The organism is Sinorhizobium sp. NG07B (assembly GCF_002532005.1).
In the GTDB taxonomy this organism is placed as follows: Bacteria; Pseudomonadota; Alphaproteobacteria; order Rhizobiales; family Rhizobiaceae; genus Sinorhizobium; species Sinorhizobium fredii_C.
On the sequence record NZ_NWTD01000011.1, the window covers coordinates 77,044 to 95,865 of the forward strand.

The following is an 18,822-nucleotide window of genomic DNA, read 5'->3' on the forward strand; positions in this document are numbered from 1 at the left end:
CGCATGCGAAAGCGGGCGGGCGCATACCGAGGCTTTGCAATTGGCGTCTCAGGGCCGGCATCGCAGGCGGCATCCCTCACGCGCTCCCGAGAAGTTCCGGTGTGGAATTGGGAAAATTCCCGCTATCTGGGGGAAGGATCAGGCGCGGCGATGCGCCTATAAAGCGCCGTAGCGACGTCTCATCGCAGGGTCTTGATCACGCAGCTTTGCGCGTGATCTCTATCTTTCCCCACCGCGGGTCTCTGTGTTTCCGACACGTAGTACCACAGTAAAAATGCCTCCCGTGGTCAAGAAGGAGGCACCCGCCAGCACCTATGTGCTTCAGCGCACCAAGTGGTTCCCGATCGACGATCCTCCGTCGACCGTGAGAATGCTTCCGGTCGCAAACCGCGAGCGGTCCGAAGCGAGAAAGAGCATCGCCTCGGCGATCTCTTCCGGGTTGCCCATCCGGTGCAAGGCTGCACGGGCGTTGAAGTCTTCCCGCAGGGCTTGTGGGTCCGCCGCTTCCGCAAAAATCTTGGTGAAATAGGGCGAGTCGATCGTCCCGGGGGCGACAGCGTTGACGCGGATCCCGTCTTTTGCGTGGTCCAGTGCCATGGCTCTCGTGAGTGCCGAGATCGCGCCTTTCGACGCTACGTAGGCCGTGCGGTTGGCGATGGCTGACACGGCGGTGTATGAGGTCGTGTTAATAATCGATCCGTTGCCCTGTTCCGCCATAATCGGAACCACGTATTTCGAGCAGAGGAAGATCCCCTTCACGTTCACCGCCATGATCCGGTCCCAGTCGGATTCGGCGATGGTGGTGACGTTTCCCGTCATTCCGAACCCCGCGTTGTTGACGAGAACGTCAATACGCCCCCATTTTTCCTTAACTGACCTGACCAACGCCTCGACTTCGGCGGAGGAAGACACATCGGCTTTTAACGCGATCGCATCCGTCCCAATTTCTCGGGCGACGTCTCGTGCTGCATCGATGTTGACGTCGACGACGCCAACCTTAGCGCCCTGGCGCGCAAACAGTTCAGCTGTTGCGCGCCCGATCCCGCTGCCAGCCCCGGTCACCACACAGACTTTCGATTCTAGATCCATAATCGTCTCCTCTTTCACTGCCCAAGAAAACATTTTCGCAGACAATCTGTCAATGACCAACAAAACGTGTTGACAGATTGTCTGCCAATCTGCTTATCTTAGGTCACGAATGACTTGGGGGAGGTAACGATGGCTGGTGCTGAAATAGCAGCGCAAGCGGCGTTCAAGACTGCTTTACGCCGGTTCACATCAACAATTTGCCTGATCACGACGGAATGGGAAGGTGCCCGTTACGGCATGGCTGCAACCGCCGTCCAGTCAGTGACGGCTGACCCTCCGACCCTCCTGGTTTGCATCAACCAATCCGCTTCGATCAGCGGCCCGCTCAAGCTGGCGGGGAAATTCGCAGTGAACATGCTGCATCTTAGCCATGCGCCTTTGGTTCCGCTGTTCAGTGGAAAACTGAAGGGGGAGGAGAGGTTCGCTCACGGTGAGTGGATCGGGGCTGGCGGAGTTCCCGTCCTCGGCGACGCCCAGGCCGCATTCGTTTGCAGCCTCAACTCCGCAGTCTCCGTTGGCACCCATGACGTCGTTCTCGGGGAAGTCATCGAGGCCCGGTTTATCGAGAATATTGCCCCGCTCCTCTACGAGGACGGGAAATTGGTTAGATCGGCAGCGCTGATCGATGCTGCCGCCTGAAACGTTTGGCCGAGCATTCGGCCTATGACATCCACCAAATGCCTTTCGGCCGATAATGAGGAGTTTGATCCGTGACTATTGCCACCGATATGAAATCGCAAGTGAATGGGCGTCCCGTCAGTGAACGGTTCGAAAAGGGTCTGCAGACCCGTCGGGAGGTTCTCGGCGGTGCATATGTGGACGCTTCGGTAAACAAGGCGACCGAGTTCAACTGGCCGATGCAGGAGCTTGTCACCGAGTATTGCTGGAACGAGATCTGGAACAGGCCCGGCCTCGACCGCCGTTCGCGCAGCCTTCTCAATCTTGGCATGATTTCCGCCCTTAACCGCCCCCACGAGTTGAAGCTGCACGTTCGCGGCGCGATCAATAACGGCCTCAGCAAGGACGAGCTTCGCGAAGTTTTCCTTCAGGTCGCGATCTATTGCGGCGTGCCCGCGGCGATCGACAGCTTCCGCGTCGCGCAGGAAGTCTTCGAGGAGATGGGTATCTAATCGCCCGGCTTTCGGGCCGGGAACAGACTAACTCTGTGGAGGAGACTTCAATATGACGACCAGCGATGATTTCCGCGCCGCCGGAAACCCGATGTTTAACGGCAACAAGCTGAAGCTTGGCGTATTCGGAACGAATTGTTCCAGCGCTTGCGCCATCACCACCGCGGAATCAACGTTCGAACCGACCTTCGAACACAATGTCGAAATTGCCAAAAAGCTCGAAGCGGCCGGCTGGGAATGCATGGTGCCGATCGCCCGGTGGCGCGGTTTCGGCGGGCCGACGAACTTCAACGGCGTGAACATGGACACGTTCACGTGGGCCGCGGCCCTGGCTGCCGTGACCACGAAGCTGCAGTTTTTCTCGACGACGCATATCCCGACCCTGAACCCGATCGTCGCGACGAAGATGGCGACGACGATCGACAACATTTCGAAGGGCCGATACGGCCTGAACCTGGTGACGGGTTGGTTTACCCCGGAAATGGAGATGTTCGGCGTTCCGATGATGGAACACGACACCCGCTACGAATATGCCACGGAATGGATGGAAATCGTCGAATCTCTGTGGACGAAGAACGGCGTCACCTTTGACGGCCAGTTCCTCAAGGTGAAAGACGCGTTCAGCGAGCCGAAGCCCTATAACAAAGAGACGGGTCGCCCGGTCCTCATCTGCGCCGGTTCGTCGGGCAAGGGCCTGCACTTCACGGCCAAGTTCTGCGACTTCAACTTCGGCTTCATGCAGGACATGGAATCGGGCGCAGCGTGGGTGAAGAAGGTGAAGGAGCTGGCTCGCGAGGAATACAAGCGCGAACTCGGAACCTTCACCGCGTGCCCGGTCGTCGTTCGCGAGACCGAAAAGGAAGCCCGGGATTACTACGACTACTACGTGAACCAGAAGGGCGATTGGGAAGCCTGCGAAAACATCTGCGAGGTTCTTCAGGTTCAGTCACAGAACCACTCGGCAGAGATGTACCAGAAGTTCAAGGAGCGCTTCATCGCTGGCTGGGGCGGCTACCCGATCGTCGGAACGCCGGAACAGGTCGCCGACAAGCTCGTCGCATTGAGCAACACGGGCGTCGACGGCGCGCTTCTCACAATGGTCGACTACAACGAAGAGCTGCCGTTCTTCAACGACCGCGTCATGCCTCTGCTGAAACAGGCTGGCCTCAGGAACTGACCGTTCCGCGGGCGGCGCAAGTCGCCCGCCACCAATCCGAAATCGAAACACTTTTAACCAATTCCGTGGCTCGACGCCAACGGCGTCAACTGCTGTAGCGGATGCACAGAGGGGAGGAGACCCTACACATGCTAAAGAAGGTTTACACCGCATTGAGCGTGATCACCGGGCTAGGCCTGATGACCACCGCCGCATTCGCGGACGGCTTAGACTCGCTACCACCGGACCAGAAGCAGCTTTACGAGCTCGTGGACCCGGCAATTCCCCTCGGTGGTACGCCGCTCAAGGATTTTGTGGCGAAGCGGCCGCCGCCATGGAAAATCGGCTACGCATCCACTTATGCAGGCAACACGTGGCGTGCCCAGATCCTCACTGAATTGAACGAGGTTCTGCTTCCGAAATACAAGGAGGCTGGACTGGTATCTGAGCTTGTCGTCACGCAGTCCGACCTGAAGGACGCGACGCAAATCCAGCAGATGCGCCAGATGGTCGACGACGGCGTCGATGCTATCATCATCTGCTGCTCGAACGTAACGGCCATCAACCAGACCATCGAATACGCGCACTCCAAGGGCGTTCCGGTGTTCTCGTTCTCGGGTTACGTGACATCGCCCTACGCGATCAATGCGACCGAAAACAACACCCAGGGCGGTTATACGGCCGCGAAATGGCTGGCCGAGGAAATCGGCGGCAAGGGCAACGTGCTGACGGTTTCGGGCATCCCGGGCTTCGCATCATCCGACAGCTTCAATGTCGGTGCCAAGAAGGCGTTCGACGAGTATAAGGACATCACCGTCGTGGGCGATGTCGCCGGCAAGTGGACCGATCAGGTCGCCCAGGTCGAAGTCCAGAAATTCCTCGCGACCAACCCTACCGAAATCGCTGGTATCCTCGTCCAGTCGGCCTCGGAAAACGGTGTCGTCAACGCGGTCCAGCAGTCCGGGCGCGACATGATGCCAATCGTCCTCGGCGGCGAGGCGTCGGCGGCGTGCTACTGGCGCAATAATCCCGACTTCATCAGCCAGAGCTTCCATTTCTGGCCGCCGCGGGCTGACGCCCGCCTGGTGTGGGACGTGATGATGAGGACGCTCCAAGGCCAGGGGCCGAAGATCCAGTCGATCCTGCGACCGGCTCTTCCCTACACGATCGACGATGTGAAGGAAGCAATTCCGGAAGATTGCGATCCGAACTCCACGGCGTGGATCGAGCCCAAGGGCGATGCATGGTGGCCCGCGGACGTAGCAGCACAGTACTTCGAGCGCCCGGAAGATCCGCTGGCCTGGCGGCCGAAGAAGTAATCGACGACCTCCCAAGTTGTCCCGCGACCTCCGCGCCGGCTTCATCCGTCGGCGCGGAGGACCCACGATAAGGAACCAGAAGTTGGAATTCCACAAGATACAGCGTTTGCCCCCTTACGTCTTCGAGCAGGTGAACCGTCTCAAGTCCAGCGCGCGCGCGGCCGGAGTCGACATCATCGATCTTGGAATGGGCAATCCCGATCTTCCCACGCCAAGCTGGGTTGTGGACAAGCTATGCGAAGCGGTGCAGCATCCGCGCACGCACCGCTATTCGGCTTCCAAGGGCATTATCGGGCTTCGCCGCGCCAAGGCTGCGTATTACGCCCGCCGGTTTAATGTGAAGCTTGATCCGGATACCCAGGTTGTTGCGACGCTCGGGTCCAAGGAGGGGTTTGCGAACATGGCACAGGCCATAACCGCCCCCGGGGATGTCATTCTCTGTCCGAACCCTTCCTATCCGATTCATACGTTCGGATTTCTCATGGCAGGGGGCGTGATAAGGTCGGTACCGGTCGAGCCGGATGAGACCTTCTTCCAAGCTCTCGAAATGGCGGTGCGGCATTCGGTACCGAAGCCTCTGGCGCTCATCATAAGCTACCCGTCAAACCCCACCGCTCGCGTCGCGACGCTCGATTTCTATAAGGACGTCATCGCCTTCGCGAAGAAGCACGATCTCATCGTTCTGTCGGATATCGCCTACGCTGAAATCTACTTCGACGGTCCCCCGCCGCCGTCTGTTCTCGAAGTCCCCGGCGCGATCGACGTGGCCGTCGAATTCTCCTCGATGTCGAAGACATTCTCGATGCCCGGTTGGCGCGTTGGGTTTGCGGTGGGTAACGAACGGCTCATCCGAGCGTTGACGCGCGTGAAATCGTACCTGGACTACGGAGCATTTACGCCGATACAGGTCGCCGCCGCTCATGCCCTAAACTCGGACGGGGAGGACGCCGCGCGGGCAAGAGACATCTACAGGACGCGCAGAGATACACTGGTGAAGACCTTTGCCGATGCCGGCTTCGACCTTCCAGCTCCTGCGGCGACGATGTTCGCATGGGCGAAGATACCCCCGCATTTCCGACACCTTGGCTCGCTGGAGTTTTCGAAACTCGTGCTCGAGAAGGCACAGGTCGCGATTTCGCCGGGTATCGGTTTCGGTGAGATGGGTGACGAATACGTACGGCTGGCTTTCGTGGAGAATGAAGACAGGATCCGGCAGGCCGCACGGAACTTGAAGCGGTGGCTTTCTGCAAGCGCGCGACAGCCACAACTCGATAAAGCGATGAAAGGATTTTGAAGATGCCGATCCTCGGATCTTGCCAATGTAAAGCGGTACAGTATGAAGTGTCGGAACTGGACGGCCCGATGTGGAACTGCTTCTGCCAGACGTGCAGAAAGTCCCATGCGGCCGATCATAACACTGCCGCCAAGGTGAAGAGTGAGAACTTCAAGCTGATTTCCGGCGAGGACGTCCTTCACAGCTTTGAGTCGACGCCTGGAAAACTGAGGTGGTTCTGCTCACGGTGTGGTTCGCACGTTTATGCCGAACGGCCTGCCAACCCGGAGATGAAGGTGCTGCGGGCAGGCACTTTTGACACTGATCCTGGTTCAGTTCCTATGTCCAACGTCTGGCTGTCCCACGCCAGGCCGTGGCTTGCCCAAGACCCCGCGAAGGAAAACTTCGAAGAATTCCCGTGATCCTTTCACGGTTGCGCACCCCTATGGGCTGATCGACAATGAGTGCGGTTTGCCCGGGCACCCCCGAGAAGGGGCTAAATCGAGTGGCACTTGCCGCGTTCGAAGCGTGGAGGTTGGGCTGTGACGTATCCCCCAATTGAAACGGTCGCCTTCATCGGAGTGGGTGCGATGGTAATTCCCATGACCGGACACCTTCAACAGCGCTTTGGTCTTGGCTTGATAGCGAAGGCCGCCAGATCGCTTCCGATCTGGCGGACGAGTTCCGGTTGAGAACCACTGACCAGACGTCAGGTGCGTGGCAACGCGCTTTCGCAAATATCGGGGCGTCTAGCGACCATATCATCGTGATTTCATCGAAGCCAACTCGACATCCCGACAAGGGCATGACGTCTCTATTGACAGATTAGCAGACAATCTGTCATTCTGCTGTTCGCCGGGTGAGTACTCGGAGCATTCAAGGACGGCAGTCACAATCCAGCAAGAGGCCGGGCATCGGATGCCCTGGCGCGATTTGCTGCTGCCTAAAGGGAGGATGGGCATGACGAATGACGTCGCCGTAAGCATGACGGCCGTTGCCAAATCGTTTGGCGAAACGAAGGCTTTGAAGAAATGCGATTTTGTCGCCAGGGCTGGAGAGGTGCACGCGATCGTTGGCGAGAATGGCAGCGGCAAGAGCACCATGGCGAAGATCATGTCCGGAGTTATCGCTGCCGATGCAGGATCTGTCCTGATCCTTGGCAAGCCCATCGCCTCACCAGTCGATGCCAAAGGGGTTGGGCTCGCTACGATCTTCCAGGAAGTCCTTGTCGCCGATGAGGCGAGTGTCCTCGACAACCTTTTCGTGGGAAGCGAGGACCTGTTCTCGCTTCGGAAATCCTCCAGGGAACGTGAAAGCGTTGCGCAAAGCCTTCTGGACCGCCTGGTCGGAAAGCATATCGATCTCAGGCAGAACGTCGGTGATCTTCCGCTCAGCATCAAGCAATGGATCGTGATCGCCCGGGCCGTTCTGAGGAAACCCAAGGTCTTGATCCTGGACGAGTCCTCGGCTGCACTCGATCTCGATGCGACCGTCCGGCTCCACGAAGAGATCGATCGGCTCCGGTCCGAGGGGTGCGCGGTAATCATCGTCACGCACCGCATCGCTGAGCTCGTCCGTATCGCCGACCGGGCGACAATACTGAGAGACGGTTTCACCGTCGGTGTCCTTGAGAAATCCGAGATCACCGAGGCGAACCTCCTCCGCATGATGACCCCTCAAGACCGCCAGATTTCCGCCGCCGCTTCAACGTCTGCAGCGGGCCTGTTGGGTGATCGCAGGGAGGTTCTTTCCGTGCATGGCGCGCGCCCCCAAGAGGCATCGCAACCGTTCGACTTCGTCCTCCCGCAGGGATCTATCGTGGGCGTTGCGGGACTGGACGGCCAGGGCCAGGACGCCTTCGTGCGACTGGTCGCGAGGATTATATCGCCGTTCGGAGGGGAGGTCCGGATCCTGGATCGGGAGAGCACCGGTCTCGTCAAAGTCAGCACGCTCGACGACGCCGCGAACAAGGGCATTGTGTACGTATCCGGAGACCGGAAGCGGGAAGGAATTTTCCCGCAGCAGAGCATTTTCGAGAACCTCGCCATCGGTATCTACCAAAAGAACCTGGGGCCGTTCGGTGTCATCAGGCGGAAAAAGCTGAAGCAGACGTTTGCCCGGGAGGTCGAGCGGCTCCGCGTCAAGATCGGACACCCGGACAACCGGATTACGTCTCTTTCGGGGGGTAACCAGCAGAAGGTCCTGATCGGTCGTGCCTTCGCCAATGATCCCAGAGTGATCGTTCTTAACGACCCTGCTCGAGGCGTGGACCTCAACACCAAACGCGACCTGTATCGCGAGCTTCGGCTGTTTGCCGAAGGTGGCGGCTCGGTAATCTACCTTTCGAGCGAGATCGAGGAGTTTCTCGGTTTCGCCGATCGCGTTGATGTCTTTCACAAAGGGAGCATCCATCGTTCCCTCGACGGCCCTGACATCAACGAAGAAACCATTCTCGCTGCAATGTTCGGTCGCTCGGTTGCCGACACCATGGAATTCTCCAAAGAGAGAAAGGCACACTGATGTCGCAACGTTTTGGATTTCCTGCGCTCGACAGGTCGCTGACCGTACCGCTCGTTCTTTTCGGAGTGTTGCTCGCCGCCGCAGCCGTGCTCTCGCCGCGGCTGTTCACCGCAACCGGAATGGGCGGAGCAATCATCGTCGCAGCACCTTTGATCCTCACGACGCTGGCCCTGACACCGATCGTGATGGCAGGCCGCGGTTCGGTCGACCTTTCCGTTGGCCCGCTGATGGGTTTCGTGAACGTCACCCTGATCGGCTGGCTCTCGGCAAGTGGTTACACGTCTCCGCTCGCGGTGATTTGCTGGGTGGTGGCAGTCGGCGCACTGTACCAGTTGCTGCAGGCGCTCATCATCATCTACGTCCGGGTCGCCCCCATCATCGTCACGCTCTCCAGCTTCCTCGTCCTTTCAGGCTTGAACCTCATGGTCATGTCAAGGCCGGGCGGTGTTGCGCCGGACTGGATGATGACGTGGGGAGCAGGAACGACGATCTTATCTCCGGTGCTGATCATCGTCTTGGCGGCGTTGGCTCTTTGGGCCGTTATGCGCCGGACCACCTTTTACTCTCACCTCCGCATGACAGGCGCTGACGAACGGATGGCCTACACGAGCGGGGTGAAAGTCGACACCGTACGCATCTGCGCCCATCTCCTCGGCGGCGTCTTCGTCGGCCTTGCCGCGCTCAGCTATACGGCATTGATCTCTTCGGGCGATCCTACTCAGGGAAGCAGCTACACGCTCCAGGCGGTTACCGCCCTGGTGCTCGGTGGCGCAAACCTGGCTGGCGGGAGAGGGGGAGCTTTGGGGTCCACGCTTGGTGCGCTGAACATGTTTCTCATCTCGTACCTGCTATCCGCCTTCAGCTTCGGAAGCGTGACGGGGTTCGTGACGCAAATGGCTTTCGGCCTGATCCTCGTGGCATCGCTCCTCGTCAACGTATTCATGACGGCCCGGCGCACGGCTTTCTAGAAAGGACTGGTAATGACTTCACTCGCAACGGAACAGACGATGAGCCAAATCAAAGGACGATCGGTAAAGCTGCAGCGCAGTATCGTAATTGGCTTTGGTCTGCTTGTCGCACTTCTCGTGCTGGGTACGATCCTTGTTCCGGGGTTTATCTCGCCCCGTAACGCGCGTTCGATATTGCTGCTTGCCGCTTTCCTGGGGCTTGCATCGTTGGGACAGACGCTATGTGCCATGGTCGGCGCGCTTGATCTCTCCATTCCCTATGTCATCGGGGGAGCGAATATTCTCTTCCCAAGCCTGTTGGTCACCGGGATGCCTGCCTGGCTGGCCGTGATCGTGGTCGTTCTCCTGGGAGCAGCAATCGGGCTTGCGAACGGCTTTTTGAGCTTCAGGCTGCAGGGCCAGGCTCTCATCATGTCCCTAGGGGTCGGCTTCGCATTTGTCGGCGCGGTACAACTCTACACCTCCATCGGTTCCGACTACGGCGGAACGGTTTTCGCCCCCGTACCGGACTGGCTCCGGAATATCGCAGCGTTCAACGGGAAGACCTTCGGGCTGCCCCTGCCGCCCGTGGTGCTGGTGTGGCTCCTCGTGGCGCTCGTCACCATCTGGGCTCTGTATAACACATGGTTCGGCCGCTCCATCTACGCCGTCGGCGGCAGCAGGACTGCAGCGGCACGGCTTGGCATTTCCGAAACCAAGGTCTGGACCAGCATTCACGGTATCAGTGGGTCGATGTCGGCACTGACGGGCGTATTGCTGCTCGGGTTTTCCGGCGGCGGCTTCGTTGGCGTCGGAGATCCATACCTCTTCACCACCGTTGCGGCCGTTGTGATCGGCGGCACCTCGCTGCTCGGTGGCGCAGGCGGATACGGGGCAACCGTTCTCGGGGTACTCGTATTGACGATATTGACGTCTCTGCTGGTTGGGCTCGGCCTCAGCTTTGCCGCGCAACAGGCGATCGTGGGTCTGCTGATCGTGCCGATGGTGGCCGTCTATGCGCGTACCCCGCATATCCGCAACCAGATCTGATCGGAGGGCCGGCAAAATGAAGATTGTCGCGATAACCGGCAATGTCTCGCGCCCCTCCAAGACGCGGGCGCTCGGGGAATATGCACTCTCGAGCGCCCCTCCCGGCTACGCCCGATATCTGTTTGACCTGGTCGATGTGCTCCCGGTGTTAGGAACCACCCTGTGGCGTTCGGAGGCTCCTGCTGAACTTGCGAACGTTCTTGACGCAATCCAGTCTTCAGACGTCCTCGTTGTGGGGACACCGGTCTTCAAGTCCTCGATGACCGGTCTTCTCAAGCATCTTTTCGACCTCTTCGAAATGACAGCTCTGCAGGGGAAACCCGTTTCGATATTCGCAACGGGTAAGGCCGAGGCCCATGGCGAGCATGTCGAGGCTCACTTGCGTTCATTGATGGGCTTCTTCAAAGCCGAGATTCGCGGTGACTTCATCTATGCGATTGACAGCGACTTCCCGGATTCGGCACCGTCTGCGGAACTTCGGGAGCGCGTCGACCGCCAACTCGCACGCACTCTGGGCCATGTTTAGTTCAAGGAGAAGAACATGAATTTTGCTTCCATCGAGAGCGCGGTTAAAGCAATCGCCGCCGGAGAGATGATCATCGTCGTGGACGATGAAGACCGGGAAAACGAAGGCGACATCCTCGTTGCCGCGGACAAGGTGACGAATGATCATGTTGCTTTCATGATGCGTTATGCGCGCGGCCTGATCTGCGTGCCGATGAACGGGGACCGGTTAGACGAACTGGATATCCCGCTCATGGTGGAGCGCAACTCGGATTCCATGCAGACGGCGTTCACGGTCTCGGTGGACCTGATAGAAGGCGTATCAACCGGTATTTCCGCAGAAGACCGCGCCAAGACCATCAGGGCGCTTGCCGACGCATCGACGATGCCGGAGGACCTCTCCCGGCCAGGCCACATATTCCCCCTGCGGGCAAACCCGTCCGGTGTTCTCGGACGCCCCGGCCATACGGAAGCCGCGGTGGATTTCGCTCGGCTCGCCGGGCTCGAGCCAGCGGGTGTTATCTGCGAAATCGCCAACGACGACGGCACTATGGCGCGTCTTCCCGAACTCAGCGAATTCGCCGCGCGCCACAACCTTCTCATGGTGACCATCGAAGCCCTGATCGATTATTGCCGCGAGATCGATGAACGCGGCCCTCGTTTAGAGGACGCGGGCGCGGCGGCGGCGCTGTCGAATGTTTCGTATCTGGCAAGCAGACGTACTACATGCCCCCAGCGGGAGAGCGGAACTACTGCGTTCGCAGTCTCTGATACAGCACAAGAAAAGTGCGTTTCCCAGGTGCCAACGGGGGGAACGGACCTTGGGTTCGCTGTGCGATGATTGGGCATGACAAACCGTGACCCGCTTTATCGCCCCCGCCGCTTTCCTGCTGAAATTATTGCGCACGCGGTGTGGCTTTCTTTCCGCTTTGCTTTTGCGCCTGCGGGTGATCGAGGCCATGCTGGCCGGTCTTGGGATCATTGTCTCGCACCAGACGATCCGCCTGTAGGCAGAGTAATTTGGTCATACCTCCGCCAACAACAAGCTTCGATCCTACCACGCTGTAAAACGAGAGTTCATGCCGGATGTAGCGCTTCGGCTCCACCCTGTTCCACACCCCACCCCATGACCTCACCACGAGCCATCGTCGCGAACTGGGAGTAGAAGCGATGAACCTATGGGCCCAAATTGCTCGCGCATCACTGACAAAATCGACCGGCGTCATGGGCTCGACTCTTTGCCCTTAAGTCTAAGATTCCCGTCGAAGTGACGGCGAAGGACCGGCTGCAAACCCTCAATTGCCCTGTTCGCCCGTCGATGGCGAAAGGCCGACCTCATGCTTGGAAACCGTTTCGGGAAGGAAGTGATGATGTGGAGAGTTGAGAGTGTCCCCTCCAAGATTGACCATTTCTCGCTCAAAGGCACTTGCAGCGAGGAACTCGCGGAAGCGCTTTCCAGGCTTTCCCCGCAATCTCCAGCGCATGTACAGGGCGACAAGACGATCGCCTACGATATACATGCGATTACCAATGGCCCGATTGCAGTTATTGCCGCGCATTACGAGGGCGACCTAACGGTCCAGCACCAGGGACCGGCGGAGGCAAACATTATCATGCTTCCACTATATGGGCGATCGGTCGTTACCGTGGACGGCAGACAAATCCTGTCAGAGGGAAGGCGTGGCGTTTTCGTGAACAGTATGTCGGCGAGTACAACCCAATTCATTGGGCCCAGGAAACATTTGGGTCTTAGGATCTCCCATGATGAGCTGACGCGCCGTTTAGCACGTCGGCTCAATACGCCAATAAGAGGCAGCCTCGATTTTTCGCCAGAAATCGACCTATCGGTCGGGTTCGGCTCCCTTTTGGTGCAACTGGTACCAGTGCTTTATGCTGGATTACGAGACGGAACCCTCCTTCAATCGCCGATAGCACTTAATCACCTCACCGAAACGACGATAGAGCTTTTGATCGAAGCTGCGCAGCATCGCTACTCACCTGAGTTATGCCGCGTTGCTGAACCACCCTTACCCAAGGCCGTTAAGCGGGCGGTCGACTATATGCGTGCCAATATTGCTCGGCCGCTATCTCTTGAGGAAATCGCAACTGCTTGTGGCGTGAGCCGACGCACTCTTCAGAGCGGTTTTCGCAACTTCCGAAATACGACCCCTCTGGCATTTCTGCAGCACCTACGGTTGGAATCAGTGCATCAGGAACTGATGACAGGTGAGCCTGGCATCTCGGTCAAGCAGGTCGCTCTGAAATGGGGCTTCATTCATAGAGGCAGATTTTCTGCGGACTATCGCAAGCGCTATGGAGTATATCCCTCTGAAACATTGCGTATATCGGAGGCGGATTGCGCCGACTGATCTACGATCAGTCAGCGCGCTCGACCGTCTTCGAGGCTTGATAGCAACAGAACTCTCCAGCAAACCGACTGGCTCGGCCCAAGATCTGTCTTGCAGATGATCCCCTGAACGCAACGATGTTCCGATCTGCGCAACGCAGTTTCAAATCAGTACAGGGGTTAATCATATGGTAAGTCTGCCGAGCTCATCTCATATGTAGCGGTCGATTTCACAATGTTCTTGACCGCGTCGCTAATGGAATCCGGTGTAATTTATAGTCCATGAGGAACGTATGTCCAGACTGCCGCTATCCCTACTTTTAATGATTTTGGCAATTATTCCGTTGACGGCGTTCGTACTCATCGGAGTATCAACATCACTGGGATATTACCACGAATATTCTATGTTCCGAAGCGCACAAACAACGCAGCAACTTGGGCGGGAAGGCGGATTCCTCGCCCAGGCTATAGCGGCGGAAGCGTTTGCAGGCGCCGACGTCCGTCGGGCAAAGCGAGCCGCATCGGACAGGGCTTTTACAGCGGTCTTTTCCGCTTACGACTCTTGGAAAAAGGCATTTGACGATCCGGCCATAGAACGGGCAGTGCAGATCATTCGTGAAAGGCGGGACAATATCGATAGCTTCCGCCGGCGCATCGATGACGGAACGGCGGGCGAGGCGGAGGGAGCCGTTGCCTTGCGCCCAGCTGCCGTTGCGGGTTTGGAGCTCGTCCGTCGCACTGGGGCGACTGTCAATAATTTGGATTTGGCACGCCAAATTACTGGTTTTCACGCGCTGATGCAGATCACGGAGGCTAGTTTGCTGGAGATCAGGCCCGGCCGAGCCTTCATCAAAAATTCAGCGATGTCCTTCGATCTATTTTCGTCCCTCTTACAATCAAAAAATCTAAAGCAGCTTTATGTGCCTACGATGCACGAATTTCTCCCTGCCGATCTCGTCAAATCTTATGACGACTTCGAGGCCAGCGCCGCAGGCAAGTTCATCGCGGGCGTTCGCGATCAGATGTATGCGAACCAGCCGGGCGTTTCCTTCCCCCCCGAGACGTTGGATCGATGGAATGAATTTACTCAACAACGGGCTGCTTTGTTGACCGAGCTCATAATGCGCACCGGCGACAAACTGGACGAGATGGCATTTCAGCGGTACGCCGATCTTCGCAATGCCTTTATCGGCTACACCGGCTCCACACTTCTGATCATGTCTACGGTACTCGTTCTGTGCATTTCGGTCGTTCGGAGAATTTCAAATTCCATTCGGACTCTGACAAGCCGAATGAAGGCACTCGCAGAAGGCGATACGTCGGCGCCGGTACCCTTGACGATCCGACGCGACGAGATCGGGGACATGGCGCGTTGCCTTGAGTTTTTCCGCGGCGCGGCCATACAGAAAAATAACCTGGAGACATCCGCGGAAGCTGAGCGCATTCGTTCTGACCAAGAGAAGCGGGATATTCAGGTAAGGGCGGAAAAAGAAGCAGAAGAGCGCCTCGTCCGAGCGACGACGGCATTGGCAACCGGGTTGAAGCGGATGGCGGATGGAGACTTGATTTATGAGATTGAGGAGCCGTTAGCGCCACAGTTTGAAAGTTTGCGCAGGGATTTCAACGCTTCCATTCGTCAGCTCCGGGACGCGCTTGTTACCGTCGGTCATTCAGTCGAAACGGTCACGAATGGCAGCTCGGGCGTCTCGGCCGCATCTGAAAATCTTTCAAGACGCACGGAGCAGCAGGCGGCTTCGCTCGAGGAAACTGCAGCCGCGCTGGAGGAAATAACCGCCAACGTTGTATCGACGACAAAGAGGACGGCTGAGGCGCGCGGAGCCGTCCGACAGATGCGAGATCATGCGGAAATGTCCGGTCGCGTTGTGCGCAATGCTATCGGAGCCATGAACCGCATTGAAAGCTCCTCTAAACAGATTGCGCAGATCATTAGCGTCATCGACGCGATCGCCTTCCAAACGAACCTCCTGGCGCTGAACGCCGGCGTCGAAGCAGCGCGTGCTGGCGACGCGGGAAAAGGCTTTGCGGTTGTTGCCCAGGAGGTCAGGGAGCTTGCACAGCGCTCAGCGACAGCGGCGAAAGAAATCAAGGATCTCATCGGCAATTCAGCTCTAGCCGTCGACGAGGGCGTAAGGCTCGTGAGCGAAACCGGATCGGGCCTGAGAACGATTGAAGAGCTTGTGCAGGATGTAAATCTTCATATGGACGCAATCGCAACAGCCTCCCAGGAACAATCGTCGGGCCTGCGCGAGATCAACGGCGCGGTTAATCATATGGACCATGCCACTCAAGAAAATGCGAACATGGTCGCGGAGATGAATTCTGCAGGATCACATCTCGCCCAAGAGAGCCAAAGCCTCGCCGCGTTGTTGAGACATTTCCACTTCGAAGAAAAGAGCGCGGATTTCCAGCCACAGACGGTGACGGGCGAACTTGGAAAAATGTCCCCGGCCGGTCAGACAAGGGTTGACCGCGGAATCTATCCGATGCGCCGCGGTAACCTGGCACTCGCGCCTTCGAACGATGATTGGCAAGCGTTCTAAATCGCATGGGCGGCGTCGCCGACGACAGTCAAATACGCATCTTTGATGATTCTAAATGAGAGCGATATCCCGGTGGGGTAGCGGTATGGTACTCCCGCCAAATGACTTGTGCGGTCCTAACAAAAAGCTGGCTTGACGCATGATTGCTCAGCCACGTGACAAAGCAGGACAGGCACATGAAACACGTACGTCAATCGGAACGCACATCCCGCCCCGAACAGCCTGTGGAAGCCGAGATGGCGACTGATGCTCAAATCAACCAGGGGCGTGGCCCCTTCCGCAACGCGGTCAATGCCAGCCCTCCGCTTGCCACGGGCACGGCACCGCCATTTTCGGAAGCCTCCGTCGTCCGGCGCTCGCACGGTCACAACGCAGATGTCGCAAGTCTAAAGCAACCGTTTGAGAAGGCTTTTCGGGCGAATCCCCGGCATCCTACGACAAACGTCGACTTGCCATTCAACGCCGAAGAGATGTCCAGTGCCGTCGTACTCGACGCGATCCCGTTACCCGTCTTCTTCAAAAACAGAGATGGGATACACCTTGGTTGCAACAGGGCCTTCGAAAGCTTCTCCGGCCGTTCAAAGGAAGATATCATCGGAAAAACCGTCTTCGATTTGGTACCCGCACCCATAGCCGAGACGTATGCAGCCTTGGACGAGGCGCTTTTTGCAAATGGCGGTGTTCAGCAATATGAAGCAAAGGCCACCGCCGAAGATGGTGGTATCGTTGATCTTTTACTCAGCAAAACAGCGATCACTGATATCGCCGGTAACAGGATCGGCTTGGTTGGCGCGATGTTGGACATCACAGAGCGAAAACGTGCGGAGCATGATCTCAAAGAGGCTCTTGAATTCGCAGAGGGAATTATTGCCGCCATTCCTGACGTTCTGTTCGAGGTAGATGCCGACGGTCGCTACCTGCAGGTCTGGGCAAGGAATCAGGAGCTCCTGGCGCAGCGAGAAGAAGTGCTGCTCGGTAAGCTTGTCCGCGATGTGCTCCCTCCAGATCAGGCCGACATCGCTATGCTGGCTCTTGAAGAAGCCGATGAAACCGGCGCCTCCTACGGTCGTTGTGTCCGTATTGCCCTACCAAACGGCGAATCCCGTTGGTTTGAACTGTCGGTGGCAAAGCGACCAAGCAGTGACCACTCAACCATCACTTTTCTGGTGCTATCTCGCGATATTACCGAACGGAAGCACGCCGAGGGCACAACTATTGAAGCTCGGGCTCGCCTCCTAAGTGTCCTGCAGACCATTCCGGATATGGTATGGCTGAAAGACGTAACAGGCAAATATCTGTTGTGCAATCATGCCTTCGAAGGGTTGGTCGGCAAGGCAGAAGCGGAAATCGTTGGGAAAACGGACTATGATCTGTTTACGCCCGAACTCGCCCAGTTTTTTCGTGACAAGGATGAGGAGGCCATGCAAGCCGGCCGTATTCTCATCAATGAGGAACGGTTCACCGCGCACGAGGATGGTCGATCAACGCTTTTGGAAACACGTAAGGTTCCGGTATTCACGGGGGGAAAGCTGATGGGGATTCTCGGCGTCGCCCGCGATATCACCGAACTGGACACGTCCCGTAAGAAAATCCATCAGATGGCATTCTACGATTCTCTGACCGGCCTGCCTAACCGGACACTTTTCAATGAACGGCTACGCGAGATGATCAGGGACGCGGCTTCGGCGGGCCAGCGAGCCGGGGTGATGCTGATCGACATGGACCATTTCAAAGCGATCAATGACACTATGGGACATCCCGTCGGTGACGAGTTGCTGCGGCAGGTGGCGACACGCATGAAAGAAGGCGTCCGCGCCAGCGACACCGTGGCGAGACTCGGTGGCGATGAATTTGCAGTCTTGCTGCCGAATGTTCAGGACAATGACGATTTGGCTCAAATTGCCAGCAGAATGCTCGCCGCATTTGGCGAACGCTTCATGCTTTCCGACAGGGAGATCTTTGTATCCTGCAGCATCGGGATATCGGTATTCCCAAATGACGGTGACGCTCCCGACGATTTGGTGAAATATGCAGATTCTGCGATGTATTTAGCGAAGCGCTCGGGGCGTAGCAAGTTCCGCTTCTACTCAAGGGATCTCACGATTGGGGCTGAAAAGCGCCTGGCGCTAGAATCAGACCTACGCCTGGCTGTGAAACGTGGGCAACTTGAACTCCATTATCAGCCAAAGGTCCTATTAGACAACGGAAAGGTGATCGGTTCAGAAGCACTGCTTCGATGGCATCATCCGAAGATGGGAATGATCCCTCCGGGAGAATTTATAGGTGTCGCCGAGGAAACCGGACTGATCATCGATCTCGGACGATGGGTGCTGCATGAGGCGTGTCGCACGGCTGCCATCATGAATGCAGATGGACTGCCCCCGCACAAGATCGCGATAAATTTGTCTCCTAAGCAGTTTCAATGCCCGCATCTGTCGCAAACGGTGGCGGACGTATTGCAGGAAACCGGTTGTCGTGCGGAGTGGATCGAGGTCGAAATAACTGAGAGTCTCCTGCTCCACAACTGCGAGGGCGTTTCGACGACACTCTCTCAATTGCATGCGAGCGGAATTTCCATAGCGATCGATGATTTCGGCACCGGCTACTCATCTCTGAGCTATTTGGCTAACTTTCCCATTGATACCCTCAAGATTGATCGGTCATTCATCAATCGATCAGACAAGCGAAGTAGAGAACTGGTGAAGGCAATTCTCTCGATCGCGCGCTGCCTAGGGCAAAATGTGGTCGCTGAGGGCGTGGAGACGGTCGATCAAGAAAAATTCTTGGTTGAAAGCGGCTGCGCTGTGGCACAAGGGTTCTACTATAGTAAGCCCGTCCCGAAGTCCGAACTTCTCGTCGCAAACGCACGCCCCGAGGCATTGAAACGTTAACGGACCTTGGGATTCGCTGTGCGATGATTGAGCAT

16 protein-coding genes are annotated in these 18,822 nt (G+C 57.4%); 15 read left to right on the forward strand and 1 reads right to left on the reverse strand.

Annotated features, from left to right (window positions below; genetic code table 11):
* Positions 1 to 321: 321 nt before the first annotated feature.
* A complete protein-coding gene (locus tag CO664_RS25145; protein ID WP_004130089.1) occupies positions 322 to 1,089 on the reverse strand; it encodes an SDR family oxidoreductase in 768 nt (255 codons plus the stop codon).
* A 129-nt stretch (positions 1,090 to 1,218) separates the two neighbouring features.
* Between CO664_RS25145 and CO664_RS25150 the strand changes: the two genes are divergently transcribed.
* The 15 genes from CO664_RS25150 to CO664_RS25220 all read left to right on the forward strand — a co-directional run bounded on the left by CO664_RS25150 (position 1,219) and on the right by CO664_RS25220 (position 18,787).
* A complete protein-coding gene (locus tag CO664_RS25150; protein ID WP_013984728.1) occupies positions 1,219 to 1,728 on the forward strand; it encodes a flavin reductase family protein in 510 nt (169 codons plus the stop codon).
* Between the two features lie 89 nt (positions 1,729 to 1,817).
* On the forward strand, positions 1,818 to 2,219 hold the full coding sequence (locus CO664_RS25155) for a carboxymuconolactone decarboxylase family protein (RefSeq protein WP_013984727.1): 402 nt from the start codon (positions 1,818 to 1,820) through the stop codon (positions 2,217 to 2,219).
* Between the two features lie 52 nt (positions 2,220 to 2,271).
* Positions 2,272 to 3,396: an LLM class flavin-dependent oxidoreductase gene (locus tag CO664_RS25160; protein ID WP_013984726.1), complete on the forward strand. Its 1,125-nt coding sequence runs from the start codon at positions 2,272 to 2,274 to the stop codon at positions 3,394 to 3,396.
* A 128-nt stretch (positions 3,397 to 3,524) separates the two neighbouring features.
* Entirely contained in the window at positions 3,525 to 4,694 is a 1,170-nt protein-coding gene (locus CO664_RS25165) for an ABC transporter substrate-binding protein (protein ID WP_013984725.1), read from the forward strand.
* A gap of 67 nt (positions 4,695 to 4,761) precedes the next feature.
* Positions 4,762 to 5,988, forward strand: a complete 1,227-nt coding sequence (locus CO664_RS25170; RefSeq protein ID WP_176536670.1) for an LL-diaminopimelate aminotransferase — start codon at positions 4,762 to 4,764, stop codon at positions 5,986 to 5,988.
* Positions 5,989 to 5,990: 2 nt separating this feature from the next.
* Positions 5,991 to 6,389 (forward strand): GFA family protein, encoded by a 399-nt coding sequence (locus tag CO664_RS25175; RefSeq protein ID WP_028003115.1) that lies wholly within the window; start codon positions 5,991 to 5,993, stop codon positions 6,387 to 6,389.
* Between the two features lie 538 nt (positions 6,390 to 6,927).
* The gene (locus tag CO664_RS25180) at positions 6,928 to 8,487 is read left to right on the forward strand and encodes a sugar ABC transporter ATP-binding protein (RefSeq protein ID WP_013984721.1); all 1,560 of its coding nucleotides are present in this window, start codon (positions 6,928 to 6,930) and stop codon (positions 8,485 to 8,487) included.
* Positions 8,487 to 9,455 (forward strand): ABC transporter permease, encoded by a 969-nt coding sequence (locus CO664_RS25185; protein ID WP_013984720.1) that lies wholly within the window; start codon positions 8,487 to 8,489, stop codon positions 9,453 to 9,455. The genes CO664_RS25180 and CO664_RS25185 overlap by 1 nt, the downstream gene beginning before the upstream one ends.
* 39 nt (positions 9,456 to 9,494) lie before the next feature.
* Positions 9,495 to 10,484 carry an ABC transporter permease gene (locus CO664_RS25190; protein ID WP_234705217.1) on the forward strand — a complete coding sequence of 330 codons (990 nt, stop codon included), beginning with the start codon at positions 9,495 to 9,497 and terminating at the stop codon, positions 10,482 to 10,484.
* A 16-nt stretch (positions 10,485 to 10,500) separates the two neighbouring features.
* Positions 10,501 to 11,010, forward strand: a complete 510-nt coding sequence (locus CO664_RS25195) for an NADPH-dependent FMN reductase (RefSeq protein WP_013984718.1) — start codon at positions 10,501 to 10,503, stop codon at positions 11,008 to 11,010.
* A 15-nt stretch (positions 11,011 to 11,025) separates the two neighbouring features.
* The gene (gene ribB / locus CO664_RS25200; protein ID WP_013984717.1) at positions 11,026 to 11,829 is read left to right on the forward strand and encodes a 3,4-dihydroxy-2-butanone-4-phosphate synthase; all 804 of its coding nucleotides are present in this window, start codon (positions 11,026 to 11,028) and stop codon (positions 11,827 to 11,829) included.
* Between the two features lie 16 nt (positions 11,830 to 11,845).
* A complete protein-coding gene (locus CO664_RS31750; protein WP_317853151.1) occupies positions 11,846 to 11,998 on the forward strand; it encodes a hypothetical protein in 153 nt (50 codons plus the stop codon).
* A 327-nt stretch (positions 11,999 to 12,325) separates the two neighbouring features.
* Positions 12,326 to 13,357, forward strand: coding sequence for a helix-turn-helix domain-containing protein (locus tag CO664_RS25210; RefSeq protein WP_176536668.1), 1,032 nt, complete (start codon positions 12,326 to 12,328; stop codon positions 13,355 to 13,357).
* A 271-nt stretch (positions 13,358 to 13,628) separates the two neighbouring features.
* Complete coding sequence (locus CO664_RS25215; protein WP_013984714.1) at positions 13,629 to 15,896, forward strand: methyl-accepting chemotaxis protein; 2,268 nt, start codon at positions 13,629 to 13,631, stop codon at positions 15,894 to 15,896.
* Positions 15,897 to 16,072: 176 nt separating this feature from the next.
* Positions 16,073 to 18,787 carry a bifunctional diguanylate cyclase/phosphodiesterase gene (locus CO664_RS25220; RefSeq protein WP_013984713.1) on the forward strand — a complete coding sequence of 905 codons (2,715 nt, stop codon included), beginning with the start codon at positions 16,073 to 16,075 and terminating at the stop codon, positions 18,785 to 18,787.
* Positions 18,788 to 18,822 lie beyond the last annotated feature (35 nt).

Excerpts from the sequence above, each read along its gene's own strand:
- CO664_RS25195 (WP_013984718.1), top strand. The coding sequence starts at position 10,501 with ATGAAGATTGTCGCGATAACCGGCAATGTCTCGCGCCCCTCCAAGACG.
- CO664_RS25215 (WP_013984714.1), top strand. The coding sequence starts at position 13,629 with ATGTCCAGACTGCCGCTATCCCTACTTTTAATGATTTTGGCAATTATT.
- CO664_RS25175 (WP_028003115.1), top strand. The coding sequence starts at position 5,991 with ATGCCGATCCTCGGATCTTGCCAATGTAAAGCGGTACAGTATGAAGTG.
- CO664_RS25165 (WP_013984725.1), top strand. The coding sequence starts at position 3,525 with ATGCTAAAGAAGGTTTACACCGCATTGAGCGTGATCACCGGGCTAGGC.
- CO664_RS25220 (WP_013984713.1), top strand. The coding sequence starts at position 16,073 with ATGAAACACGTACGTCAATCGGAACGCACATCCCGCCCCGAACAGCCT.
- CO664_RS25150 (WP_013984728.1), top strand. The coding sequence starts at position 1,219 with ATGGCTGGTGCTGAAATAGCAGCGCAAGCGGCGTTCAAGACTGCTTTA.
- CO664_RS25160 (WP_013984726.1), top strand. The coding sequence starts at position 2,272 with ATGACGACCAGCGATGATTTCCGCGCCGCCGGAAACCCGATGTTTAAC.
- CO664_RS25185 (WP_013984720.1), top strand. The coding sequence starts at position 8,487 with ATGTCGCAACGTTTTGGATTTCCTGCGCTCGACAGGTCGCTGACCGTA.
- CO664_RS25155 (WP_013984727.1), top strand. The coding sequence starts at position 1,818 with ATGAAATCGCAAGTGAATGGGCGTCCCGTCAGTGAACGGTTCGAAAAG.
- CO664_RS25180 (WP_013984721.1), top strand. The coding sequence starts at position 6,928 with ATGACGAATGACGTCGCCGTAAGCATGACGGCCGTTGCCAAATCGTTT.
- CO664_RS25190 (WP_234705217.1), top strand. The coding sequence starts at position 9,495 with ATGAGCCAAATCAAAGGACGATCGGTAAAGCTGCAGCGCAGTATCGTA.
- CO664_RS25145 (WP_004130089.1), bottom strand. The coding sequence starts at position 1,089 with ATGGATCTAGAATCGAAAGTCTGTGTGGTGACCGGGGCTGGCAGCGGG.
- CO664_RS25210 (WP_176536668.1), top strand. The coding sequence starts at position 12,326 with ATGCTTGGAAACCGTTTCGGGAAGGAAGTGATGATGTGGAGAGTTGAG.
- ribB (WP_013984717.1), top strand. The coding sequence starts at position 11,026 with ATGAATTTTGCTTCCATCGAGAGCGCGGTTAAAGCAATCGCCGCCGGA.